At 62.8% G+C, this 12,285-nt stretch carries 9 protein-coding genes and 1 pseudogene; 3 read left to right on the forward strand and 7 right to left on the reverse strand.

Annotated features, from left to right (window positions below; genetic code table 11):
* From MOV61_RS23580 to MOV61_RS23610, 7 genes and pseudogenes are all read right to left on the reverse strand, one after another.
* Positions 1 to 582 (reverse strand): DUF4167 domain-containing protein (locus MOV61_RS23580; protein WP_247138322.1); only part of this gene is annotated, 582 nt, incomplete at its 3' end.
* Between the two features lie 301 nt (positions 583 to 883).
* Positions 884 to 1,747, reverse strand: a complete 864-nt coding sequence (prmC, locus tag MOV61_RS23585; protein ID WP_247138323.1) for a peptide chain release factor N(5)-glutamine methyltransferase — start codon at positions 1,745 to 1,747, stop codon at positions 884 to 886.
* Positions 1,744 to 2,826, reverse strand: a complete 1,083-nt coding sequence (prfA, locus tag MOV61_RS23590) for a peptide chain release factor 1 (RefSeq protein WP_247138324.1) — start codon at positions 2,824 to 2,826, stop codon at positions 1,744 to 1,746. Before prfA ends, prmC begins: the two co-directional genes overlap by 4 nt.
* Before the next feature lie 29 nt (positions 2,827 to 2,855).
* A complete protein-coding gene (gene ptsP / locus MOV61_RS23595) occupies positions 2,856 to 5,123 on the reverse strand; it encodes a phosphoenolpyruvate--protein phosphotransferase (RefSeq protein WP_247038969.1) in 2,268 nt (755 codons plus the stop codon).
* 81 nt (positions 5,124 to 5,204) lie between these two features.
* Positions 5,205 to 6,479 (reverse strand): aspartate kinase, encoded by a 1,275-nt coding sequence (locus MOV61_RS23600; protein ID WP_038540258.1) that lies wholly within the window; start codon positions 6,477 to 6,479, stop codon positions 5,205 to 5,207.
* A gap of 340 nt (positions 6,480 to 6,819) precedes the next feature.
* Positions 6,820 to 7,350 (reverse strand): annotated as a pseudogene (locus MOV61_RS23605) (SH3 domain-containing protein); the annotation flags it as partial.
* A gap of 142 nt (positions 7,351 to 7,492) precedes the next feature.
* On the reverse strand, positions 7,493 to 8,542 hold the full coding sequence (locus MOV61_RS23610) for a LacI family DNA-binding transcriptional regulator (RefSeq protein ID WP_038540255.1): 1,050 nt from the start codon (positions 8,540 to 8,542) through the stop codon (positions 7,493 to 7,495).
* A 146-nt stretch (positions 8,543 to 8,688) separates the two neighbouring features.
* On the opposite strand from MOV61_RS23610, the gene MOV61_RS23615 reads away from it, so the two are divergent.
* From MOV61_RS23615 to MOV61_RS23625, 3 genes are all read left to right on the forward strand, one after another.
* Positions 8,689 to 9,789: a glycoside hydrolase family 105 protein gene (locus MOV61_RS23615; protein WP_247138325.1), complete on the forward strand. Its 1,101-nt coding sequence runs from the start codon at positions 8,689 to 8,691 to the stop codon at positions 9,787 to 9,789.
* On the forward strand, positions 9,786 to 10,622 hold the full coding sequence (gene kduI / locus MOV61_RS23620; RefSeq protein WP_247138326.1) for a 5-dehydro-4-deoxy-D-glucuronate isomerase: 837 nt from the start codon (positions 9,786 to 9,788) through the stop codon (positions 10,620 to 10,622). The genes MOV61_RS23615 and kduI overlap by 4 nt, the downstream gene beginning before the upstream one ends.
* Before the next feature lie 11 nt (positions 10,623 to 10,633).
* Positions 10,634 to 12,285, forward strand: a 1,652-nt coding sequence (locus MOV61_RS23625; protein WP_408962418.1) for a hypothetical protein, incomplete at its 3' end; no start/stop codon positions are given.

A 12,285-nucleotide genomic window follows, 5' to 3' on the forward strand; every position in this document is an offset into this window, starting at 1 on the left:
CCGTTCGCGCTGCTGGTCACGCTGTTCGCGGGGTTCCCGCTGGTCGCGAGGTTCGCGCTGTTGGTCGCGAGGTTCGCGTTGTTCACGGGGCTCGCGCTGTTCACGCTGCTCCCGGCGCGGCTGCTGTTGCTGGACGTGCGGCTGCGGCGCTTCGTCCATGGACGGCTGCTGCGAGAAACCATTGTCCTCGCCGTCGCTATTGTCCATGTCGTCCTGATCCTGAACGTTGCCGTCCCGATCCTGATACTCACCGCGATTGTCGTGCTGGAACCGATCCTGCATCTGCGCCTGTGCGGCGGCAATGATGCGGTTATAGTGTTCGGCGTGCTGGAGATAGTTCTCCGCCATCACGCGATCGCCTGAACTTTGGGCGTCGCGGCCGAGCTGGCTATATTTTTCGGCGATATGCTGGGCGGTCCCGCGGATCTTCACGTCCGGGCCGGAGCTATCGTAGGTACGGCTGAGAGGATTGCCGCCCTTGCGGTTGAAGTTGTTATTTCCACCGCCGCCGCCGCCGCCATTATTGTTATTGTTGTTACTGCCGCGACCTCGACCGCGTTTGTTCTGCTGTCCTGGCCTCATCTATCGTTCACCAATTCTCTGTCTTCGCTGATAAGGGGCCACGCGGTCTGTCGGACAGAGCCGAACAAGACTTCGCGTGCCGCGCACAGGCCGATCAAAGCGTCCTGCCGCTTGTGAAAGTCAAATTAACTGATTCACGCACCGGGAATTGTTCAACCTTCGCAACTCTTCGAAAAGAGAAGGATCAAAGGGTTGCCCTGTAACCCGAACGAATCGCTGTTCATTCCCAGCCGTCCCAGTGCGTATTTGCAAGCTATCCCGCTTCCTCCGGGAATCCAAGCCTTTTCTTTTGCCTGCAAAATCAAGGATGATTCACGGTAAATACGAGAACTCGATCATTGTCGCCGTAGTCGCGTAGCGCCTCCACCAGCGTAAAGCCGGCGACGCGGAAAATCGCGGTCACGGTTTCCTTTTGATCGAACCCGATCTCGACGCCGATAACGCCGTCCTTTTCGAGGAAATCTCCTGCACTCGCTGCAATCGCGCGATAGGCTTCGAGCCCATCCGGACCTCCATCTAGCGCTGTCAGCGGATCGAAATCCCGGACTTCCGGGTCCAATGCGGGGATAACACCGCTACATATATAAGGCGGATTTGACACGATTATGTCGAACCGGCCAGAAATTGCGTCGAACCAATCGCTGCGGATCGCTTGAAATCTTTCGGACATTCCCAGCCGCGCCGCATTCCGCGACGCCGTTTGCAGGGCGTCCTCCGAAATATCGCTGCCGATCCCTTGAGCTTGCGGGCTTTCTTTCAGCAGTGCCAAAACGATTGCGCCGGTTCCGGTTCCAAGATCGAGAATACGTGCCGAACCCTTTCCTGCGACAATCTGCCTCACATGGGCGAGCATCGAATCTACCAGGATTTCGGTGTCCGGGCGCGGCTCCAGCGTTTCCTTCGAAATCAGGAGCTCCATGCCGTGGAATTCACGTAACCCTAATATGCGGTGCACCGGCTCCCGTTTCAAGCGCCGCTCGACTGCTTTCTCGACCAGTGACAGTTCCTCGTCCGTCAGGACACGGTCGCCGCCGGTAAAAACTTCCGTCGACGAAAGGCCGAGCAGACCGCCGATCAGCAGCCGCGCCTCGATCGCCGCATCCGACAGGCCGGCCGCCGAAAACCGCGATCTGGCATCCGCGACAGCCGCCCCGAGCGTCGTCATCCGTGTTGCTCGCCGAGCTGCGCAAGCTGGCCGGCCTGATAGTCGGCTATCAGCGCATCGACCACTTCGTCGATATCACCTTCCATCATCCGGTCGAGCTTGTAGAGCGTCAGGTTGATGCGGTGGTCGGTCACCCGCCCCTGGGGGAAATTATAAGTACGGATGCGCTCGGAGCGATCGCCCGAGCCGACCTGGCTCTTGCGGTCGGCGGAGCGCTCTCTGTCAGCCTTCTGGCGCTCCATGTCGTAGAGACGGGTGCGCAGCACCTGCATCGCCTTGGCGCGGTTCTGGTGCTGCGATTTTTCCGAACTGGTCACCACGATGCCGCTCGGCATGTGGGTGATCCGCACGGCGGAGTCGGTCGTGTTGACGTGCTGGCCCCCGGCGCCCGACGAGCGCATCGTATCGATGCGGATATCTTCCGGCCGGATCTCGATGTCGATCTCCTCGGCCTCCGGCATCACCGCCACGGTCGCGGCCGAGGTGTGGATGCGGCCGCTCGCTTCCGTATCGGGCACGCGCTGCACCCGGTGCACGCCGGATTCGAACTTCAGCTTCGAAAACACGCCGCGTCCGGTCACGGTCGCGATGATTTCCTTGTAGCCGCCCGCCTCGCCTTCGCTTGCCGACAGGACCTCGACCTTCCAGCCCTTGGTGGCGGCATAACGCTCGTACATGCGGAACAGGTCGCCGGCGAAAAGTGCCGCCTCGTTACCGCCGGTGCCGGCCCGGATTTCGAGGATGGCACTCCTCTCGTCGGCCGCATCCTTGGGCAGAAGCAGGACCTGCATGTCCTTTTCCAGCGTCTCGAGCCGCTCCTCGGCCTCCGGCAGCTCCATTTCCGCAAGCTCGTGCATCTCGCGGTAGGTGCCCTTGTCGGTCAGCATCGCGCGCAGATCGGCCACCTCGGCGATCGACTTCTCGTATTCGCGGATCTTGCGCACCACCGGCTGCAGTTCGGAATATTCGGACGCCAGCTTGACATAGACGTCGGCCGCCGGACCTTCCGACATGCGCGCCTCGATCTCGCCGAACCGGCGTTCCAGCTCGCGCATCTTTTCGACAGGAAGCTTCGCCACCCACTAACTCCGTTTATTCTTTTTATCCGCTAGACGGGGATATTGTTGGCCTCGGCGAACCGCAGAAGCAGCGCGCGGATCGGCTCCGGCGACCTTATATCGTCGAGTGCCGCGTTCAATTCAGCGGACAACTTGTCGATGTCAAGCCCGAGCAGCATCGCCTTGACCGGTCCGATCGAGGTCGGGGACATGGAAACCGAGCGGAAACCGATGCCCAGCAGAGCCATGGCCGAGAGCGGCTTGCCCGCCATCTCGCCGCACAGCGTCACCACCGTCTTGTTACGCTCGCCAGCCCGCGCGATATCGCGCAGAATGCGCAGGAACGGCTTGCCGAGATTGTCGAAACGGTCGGAAACCCGGGCATTGCCGCGGTCGGCTGCCATGGTGAACTGGAACAGGTCGTTGGAGCCGACCGAGACGAAGTCCACTTCCGCCATCAGTTCGTCGAGCTGCCACATCAGCGCCGGCACTTCGAGCATCGCCCCGAACTGCAGCTTGCGCGGCAGGCTGTGGCCAAACTTCGAAAGATGCTGCACTTCCTTCTGCATCAGTTCTCGCACCGCGTGGATTTCCGAGACCTCGGTCACCATCGGCAACATCATCTTGAGCTCGGCGCCGGCGGAAGCCCTGAGCAACGCCCGAAGCTGCGTGCGCAGAAGTCCGGGCCGGTCCAGCGACAAGCGGATCGCCCGCCAGCCGAGCGCCGGGTTTTCCTCTTCCTGGGCGCGGAAATAGGAGACGACCTTGTCGCCGCCGATATCGAGGGTCCGGAACGTCACCGGCCGCCCGGCCGCCTGCTTGATGACGTTGCGATAGAAACTCTCCTGCTCCTCGAGCTTCGGCATGGTCGAGGCGATCATGAACTGCAGCTCGGTGCGGAACAGGCCGATGCCGTCGGCGCCGGACTCGGCAAGCTGCGGCAGATCGACAAGCAGGCCGGCGTTCATCTGCAGGCTGATGCGCTTGCCGTCCTTGGTGACCGGCTCGACGTCCCTCAGCGCTCTGAACTGCTCCTGCCGGCGAGCCCGCAGGCGCACCTTTTCCTCATAGGCCTTCTGCAGGTCGAGAACCGGCCGCAGATGAATCTGGCCGTCGTCGCCGTCGATGATGATCGGATCGCCGTTTTCGGCAAGCGCCACGACACCTGCCGCCTGGCCGACGACCGGAATGCCCATGGCGCGTGCGACGATCACCACATGGCTGGTCACCGCTCCGTCTTCCAGCACGAGCCCGCGCAGGCTGGCGCGGGGATAGTCGAGCAGTTCGGCCGCCCCCATGGCGCGGGCGAGAATGATCGCGTCCACCGGGAAACCTTCGTCGAAGGCGCGGCCGGAAAAACCCGTCAGCTGGCGCAGAAGCCGGTTGGCCAGATCGTCGAAATCATGCATCCGCTCGCGCAGATAGGAGTCGGTCAGGCGCATCATCCGCGCCTTGGTATCGCTCTGGACCTTCTCGACCGCCGCTTCCGCCGTAAGCCCGTTGTGGATCGCCTCTTCCATGCGGCGAACCCAGCCCTGGTCGTGGGCAAACATCCGGTAGGTTTCGAGCACCTCGCGATGCTCGCCCTCCTGGGAGACTTCGCGGCGCGACAGCATGTCGTCGATGGAGATGCGCAAGGAGCCGAGCGCTTCCGCCAGCCGCGTGACTTCCTTTTCCGCGTCCTCGTTCAGAAGATTGGTGACGACGATGCGCGGCTCGTGCAGCACCACATGACCCAGGCCGATGCCTTCGTTATAGGCGTCGGCGTCGATCGTGATGGCGCGGGTAAGGTCGAGCTCCAGGCCCGGCCTGGTGATCTTCTTGAGTTCGCCGGTGGCGATCATCTCGGCGATCACCATCGCCGTGGTTTCGAGCGCCTCGACCTCGTCCTCACGATAGTTGCGGCTCGCCTTGTTCTGGACGACGAGAACGCCAAGGGTGCGGCCGGCCCGCAGGATCGGCACGCCGAGGAAGGAATGGTAGATTTCTTCGCCGGTTTCCGGAAGGTAGCGGAACGCCGGATGCGCCTGCGCGTCGGAAAGGTTGAGCGGCTGGGCGGACGCGGCGATCGTGCCGACGAGGCCCTGGCCCATCTTCAGCTGCGAGGTGTGGACCGCTTCCTTGTTGAGGCCTTCGGTCGCATAAAGTTCGAGAACGCCGTCGGAGCGGAGCACATAGACCGAGCAGACCTCGGCCACCATGTTGCTGGCGATCTGGCGAACGATCCGGTCAAGGCGCTCCTGTGGCTCGAGCGGCTCCGCCATCAACTCGCGTAGCCGCCTCAACAGAACGCGCGGACCTGCCGACAGGTCTCTCATCGGCATATGCTCTCCCGAAACGAGGTCACCCCAACCGCAGGACGGCGCCCGCCACTGCCGGCGCATCCAAACGGTTCATTCTCAACTCTTATCGAGACCGTAAGCGGAATGCAAAGTCCGAACAGCGAGTTCCGAATAAGCACCGTCGATCAGGATCGAAATCTTGATTTCCGAGGTGGTGATGGCCTTGATGTTGATGGATTTTTCGGCAAGTGCCTTGAAAGCATGCGCGGCGACGCCCGCATGGCTGCGCATGCCGATGCCGATGACCGACACTTTCGCCAGGCCTGATTCGGTCTGGACGACGTCGAAGCCGATCTTTTCCTTGTTGTCGTCGAGCACCTTCATGGCCTTCTGCACGTCGCCGGAAGGCACCGTGAAGGTCATGTCCGTGCGCGAACCGTCTTCCGACGTGTTCTGCACGATCATGTCGACATTGATATGGGCTTCGGCGAGCGGGCCGAAGATCGCGGCCGATACGCCCGGCCGGTCGGCAAGGCGCCGGAGCGAGATCTGCGCTTCATCCTTGGCATAGGCGATGCCGGTGACGACTTCCTGTTCCACGATTTCTTCCTCTGCACAAATCAGCGTTCCGGGCGGATTGTCGAAATCACCCATCCCCGGAGCATCTGGATCATCGAATGAGGAACGCACGAAGGTACGTACCTTGAATACCATGGCGAGCTCGACCGAGCGCACCTGCAGAACCTTCGAGCCGAGCGAGGCCATTTCGAGCATTTCCTCGAAGGAGACCTTCTTCATGCGCCGTGCCTGGGGCACGATACGCGGATCGGTCGTATAGACCCCGTCGACATCCGTATAGATGTCGCAGCGGTCGGCCTTGACCGCGGCCGCGATCGCCACCGCCGACGTATCGGAACCGCCGCGGCCGAGCGTGGCGATTCGGTTGTCGGGGCCGAGCCCCTGGAAACCGGCGACGACGGCCACCTGGCCCTCGCCCATCCGCTTGACGATCTCGGACCCGTCGATTTCCATGATCCGCGCTGCCCCATGGGCGCTGTCGGTGCGGATCGGGATCTGCCAGCCCTGCCAGGACCGGGCGTTGATGCCCATCGACTGCAGGGCGATCGCCAGAATGCCGGATGTCACCTGCTCGCCGGATGCAACGACAGCGTCATATTCGCGCGCGTCGTAAAAAGGTGAGTTGGCGCCGGAGACCTTCGGCATGTCCTGGACCCAGCCAACCAGCTCGTTGGTCTTGCCGGACATGGCGGAGACGACGACCGCGACCTCGTGCCCGGCCTCAACCTCACGTTTCACATGGCGCGCGACGTTGTGAATGCGTTCGAGATTGGCGACCGAAGTGCCGCCGAACTTCATGACGATGCGAGCCATACCGACCAAAACCACTGTTTCGCCTCAAGGATCGGGAGCCTTGGGCGCCTGCTTTCAAACCGCCTCGAAATCCCGGCGTTTATGACAGGATCATCAAGTTGCGGGGTCTCTTATCGAAAAGGCTGAAAAGGCGCAATGGTCAGAACATGGCCGAGCGGTACGCTCGGCATGAGCTTGCCTTAATGCCGAGCGCAAAAAGGCCACCCATAGGCGGCCTCCTTGAATTTTTGGGCGGGATCAGCGGTTCGGGTTGCCGGTCATCGTCACGGCCGAACCGCTGAGGGGCCGGTTGCAGTCAATCCCGATCTCTGAAGAAACGGTCGGGATATCTCTGCCAGACTGGCGGACGAGGCGGCTGCGCGTCGCCGGGGCTCCAGCTGCGATCACGGTCCCAGCGCGGAGCTCCGTCACGATCCCAGCGCGGCGGCGGGGGCGGAGGAGGCGGAAGACGCGATTCGCGTCTCCAGTCGTAGCGGTCCCAGCGGTCGCGATCGCGGTAGAAGTCGCGGTTGCGATAGTAGCGGCCCCAATAGTTGCCGACGTCGAACGTGACCATCGGAATGCCGAGGCCCTCGTAATAGTCGGGGGCGACATAGACGCGGTTGGAACGATAGGTCGCCTGCACGTAGTTGCCCGACACCCAGCCGCGTCCGCCGACGAAGGCGACGTCGCACCAGTTGACGCTGCTCATGCAGCCGTAGATCGTTACCGCCGCACCGGCCGGAATGACGTCGACGGCCGGATAGCCGGTGCTTGGCCCTGACCGCATGTTGACATCGGCGGTGGCAACCCCGCGCACGGCCGCATCCGCAATCGACGGCGCCGCGAACAGGGCGCAAAGTGCCGCGACGGACATCAGTATTTTCTTCACGGGCTTCCTCCTGAGAAACCAAATGGCATTCGAACCGGGCTGACATCTGCCGGAGGGATTTCGCCGACAGATCAATGTTCGAAACAGCCGCATTGTTCCAGCAAGCCGCTGAATGGCGCATGAATACGCCGTTTGGCAGGCGTTAACCTCTGGCCGGCCCGGTCGATTGCCGCTCGGCGATGTAACAGGCGAGCTCCACCCGCCGCGCCGGGTTTGCAAATCCCGTCATGCCGTCCCTCAAAAGATCGAGCGCCACGGCGCCGAGCTCGCGCATCGGTACATGCACCGTGGTCAGCGGCGGATTGAGGAAGGCCGCCTGCGGTAGGTCGTCCATGCCCATCACCGAAACGTCGCCCGGCACGGTATAACCCACCTGCTGCACGCCCATCATCGCGCCGACCGCGAGACTGTCGCCCGCCGTCAGCACGGCGGTGAAATCGAGCCCGTTTTTCCGCAGCCGGTCGCTGACCGCCTGGGCGGCAAGCTCGGGCAGCCAGTCGTCGACCGGCACGACGAGATCCGGGGGACACGGCAATCCGTGCTGCTGGAAGGCATCCTGCCAGCCTTCGCGGCGCCGGTCGATCGTCCGCCGCCCCGGGCGCATCAGGAACAGGATGCGCTTGTGCCCGAGCCGGATCAGATAATCCGTCGCCAGATGCGCCGCCGAGCGATTGCAGGGCGTCACGCTCGACAGCCGCATCATCGGATCGTCGCCGTTGATCAGCACGACCGGCTTGGCGAAACTACGGGTGGCGTCGAGCATGCCCTCGTCGTCAACGGTCAGGAACAGCAGTCCCGCGACGTCCGGATCGACCCGCGCCTCCTCCAGCACCACCTTTTCCTCCGACTGATCGGCGACGGCACGGGTGACGATGTCGAGCCCGAGAGCCTGGGCGCGGTCCCGCAACCCTTCCAGCACATAGAGCGTGAACTGGTTGCGCACATAGTCGATCATCGCCGCGCTCGAAGCTGCCAGGATCACCTTCTTGCCGGCGACCGGCGTCGGCATCGCGTAATTGGCGTCCTTCGCCGCCTCCATGATCCGCTGGCGAATATCCGCGCGCACCCCCTTCTCGCCGGCCAATGCCCGCGAGACGGTGCTGAGCGACACGCCCACCTTTTCCGCGATATCCTCCAGCCGCACCCGCCGGCTTTTCTTGCCGCGCTTGCCCGGCACGATCGTCGCTGCCATCACATCCTCCCATCACAGATGCGCACACTGCAAAAAATTTTCAGATTGCGCAATCAATTTTCAAATGTTTTCATGAGGGCATCGCTCGGGAGAAGCGGAGTGAAATGCTGCGCGGCAAGAGCTGCAGCAAAGGGAGGAATTGAGACATGGGCCTTTCAGCCCGGGATATCCGTGAAAAGCTTGATCGCCTCGTGGCCGGCATAACCGGGCTTCGCGACGACGGTCGTTTCCACGAACCCAATCTCGACGGGACCGCCGGCGACTATATCTCTTTCGAAAGCTGGGAATGGCCACAGGGCGTCGGTCTCTACGGCCTGATCCGTCTCTGGCTGTTCACCGGCCGCGACGACCTGAAGGCGCTGATCGAGAACTGGTATGCGTCCCGCATCGAAGCGGGTCTTCCGACACTCAACGTCAACACCACGGCGCCGATGCTCGGCCTGTCCGTCCTCTGGCGGGAAACCCGCGACCCGCGCTGGCAGCCCGTTCTCGACACCTGGGCGGACCGCGTCATGAGCGAGATGGGCCGCACCGAGGAAGGCGCCTTCGAACATCACGTCTCCGATAAGGTCAATGACGACGAACTCTGGGACGACACGCTTTATATGGTCGCCCTGTTCCTCGCCTCCTATGGCGAGGCAAGCGGTCGCCGCGAACTGGTCGACGAGGCATCGAAGCAGTTCCTCGTCCATTCCCGTTACCTCGCCGATACCAAGACCGGCCTCTGGTTCCACGGCTGGACGTTCCAGGGCCGCCATAATTTTGCGGAAGCCCGCTGGGCGCGCGGCAATGCCTGGATCACCGCCGGCATGCTCGACCTGTTCGATCTCGCCGAGGTTTCAAAGCCGGTAAAGGATTTCCTGCTCGGCGTGCTGACGGCGCAGGTCAACGCGCTGCTGCCGCTGCAGGCTGCCTCCGGTGCCTGGCGCACCCTGCTCGACGATCCGTCGTCCTACGAGGAAATTTCGGCGACCGCAGGTTTTGGTTACGGACTGCTCAAGGGCTACCGTCTCGGCCTCGGCACGCATGAATGGCGCGCGGCCGGCCTCAAGGCCGTTGAAGCCGTGCTCGCCAATATCGATGAAACCGGCACCGTGCTCAACGTTTCCTACGGAACGCGCATGGGCCATGACCTGCAATTCTATCGGGATATCCCGATCCAGCCGACCGGCTACGGACAGGCGCTTTCGATCCTCTGCCTTTCCGAAGCCATCCGGCATGTGGAACCGGGAAACGAGGCGGCATGACGATGAAGGTTCTCTACGGGGCCGGCCCCAACGACATCAAGACCTACGACACCGCGCGTCTGCGCGCCGAATTCCTGATGGAAGACCTGTTCCAGGCGAACAAGGTCAGCTTCACCTATACCCATGTCGACCGGCTGATCCTCGGCGGCGCGGTTCCGACATCGTCCACCCTGAGCTTCGGTTCGGGCGAAGAGATCGGCACGCCCTTCCTGCTGTCGGCCCGTGAAATGGGCATCGCCAATCTCGGCGGCACCGGCGTCGTCTCGGTCGACGGCAAGAGCTTCACCCTGGAAAACCGCGACGTGCTTTATGTCGGCCGCGGCGCCCAGGACATTTCGGTCGCCAGCGCCTCGGCGGATAAGCCCGCCCGGTTCTACATGAATTCGGTTCCCGCCGGCGCCGACATTCCGCACCGCCTGATCAAGCGGGCGGAATCGAAGATGCTGACGTTTGGCGATCCCAAGCGCGCCAATCTGCGGAACCTGCGCATGTACATCCATCCGGAAGTCACGCCGTCCTGCCTACTATTGCTGGGCATTACCGATCTGGCAGAGGGCAGCGTCTGGAACACCATGCCGCCGCATCTGCACGAGCGCCGGATGGAAGCCTATTGCTATTTCGACCTGCCCGAAGAGGAACGGGTCATCCACCTGATGGGCCGCCCGGAAGAGACGCGCCATCTCGTGGTCAAGAACCTCGACGCGGTGCTTTCGCCCGCCTGGTCGATCCATATGGGTGCCGGCACCGGGCCTTATGCCTTCGTCTGGGGCATGACCGGCGAGAACCAAGAATATAACGACGTGGCCCCCGTGGCCCTCAGCGAACTTAGATAAGTGCGGAACCGATGATGAACCCCGAAGCAAACTGGATGCGGAAAACCTTGAAGCCGGGCGAAGCCGTCCGGTACTGGCAGCTCGGCCGCATCACCGAGGAACGGTTCGACGTGCCCGACGCCCCGATGAAGGGCGAGATGGACCCGTTCTTCTTCCTGACCAAGGTCAAGAACTTCATTCCGCACGAATATCCCTGCCGCACCATCTTTGCCGAGACCTATCGCGGCAAGCGCCCGGATGTCCGCGGCGCCTTCGATGCCACCCGTTGGTGGCTGCCTTTCGGCTCGCCGCGGCTCGATCTTTCCGGCTTCTGGTTCCGCCCGACCCGGCTCGCCAGCTGGACCCGGACCTATATCGACGTGGAAACCGCCGGCACGGCAAAGATCCGCCTCGGCACCTGCGGCGGCGCCGTCATCTGGGTCAACGGCACGGAAGCCGGCTGGATGGCGCCCTACAGCCGCAATCTCGAAGCCAAGCAGGAATTCGAGCTGCCGCTGGTCGCCGGCCTCAACGAAATCACGCTGTTCTTCGACGACCTCGCCGAACGCGACGCCCGTTATTTCTACCAGTTCGACTATCTCTCCGGCCCGGCTGCCAGCGTCGCCCTGCCCGTTCCGGTCGCAAGCGCCGTCGCCGCAAGCCTCGAACAGGCCCTGGACACCATGTATTTCGACCGCCAGCATTATTTCGGCGGCGATATCACCCTGCTTCTTTCCGAGCCCCTGCCGGTCGAGGTGAAGGTCAATGTTGCGGTCGAAGGCGACTTCATGTCGCGCGAGCGTTTCGATTTCGACTTTACCCTTCCTGCCGGCGCCACCAGCCTCAATGTCGGTCCGTCGGAAAAGGCGCCCGCCGATTTCCGCCATTTCCGCATCACCCTCAATGCCGATGGCTTCGTCGTCTCCCGTTCGCTCGGCGTCGAGATCTGCCATGCCGAAAGCCAGGGCCAGGCTCCTGCATCGCTGAGCGATCGTATCGTCGAGACCCTGACGCAGATTTCGGAGAACTCCGAACGCGATACGGTGCGTGCCTTCGCCCGTCTCGCGAGCGGCCGTTCCGGCCCAGATACAGATGCGATGATCGAGGAAATCCTGCCTTCGATCGAAGACTGCCACGACTGCGCCGATTTCTCGCTGGTGCCGCTCATCTGGTCGCGCACCGTCTGGGGCAAGGACATCAACGAAAAGACCCGTGCGCGCATCGACGGCGCCATCCTCAACTACCGTTACTGGATGGATGAGCCGGGCAACGACGTGCAGTGGTATTTCTCCGAAAACCACGCGCTGCTCTTCCACACGTCAGCCTATCTCGGCGGCAGTCTCCTCCCAGACGCCACCTTCGCCCGCTCCGGCCGCAAAGGTTCGGAGCAGGCGAAGGTCGGCGCTGCCCGCGTCCGCGCCTGGCTCGACCATTTCGAACATTGGGAAATGGCCGAGTTCAACTCGGCCCCCTACTTCCCGATCGACCTCAAGGGCCTGACCGCGCTGGCTGCCTTGTCGCCCGACAAGGATATCGCCGACCGCGCCAAGGCCGGCATCGTCCGCCTCTGCGAAATCATCGCCCGCTCGGCCCATCACGGCATGGTCACCGCGGCGCAAGGCCGCTCCTACGAGCACACGCTCTGCGCCGGCCGCTCGCTGGAGCTCTCCGGCGTCGCCCGTCT

It is taken from the genome of Neorhizobium sp. BETTINA12A (assembly GCF_023006485.1).
Taxonomy (GTDB): Bacteria; Pseudomonadota; Alphaproteobacteria; order Rhizobiales; family Rhizobiaceae; genus Neorhizobium.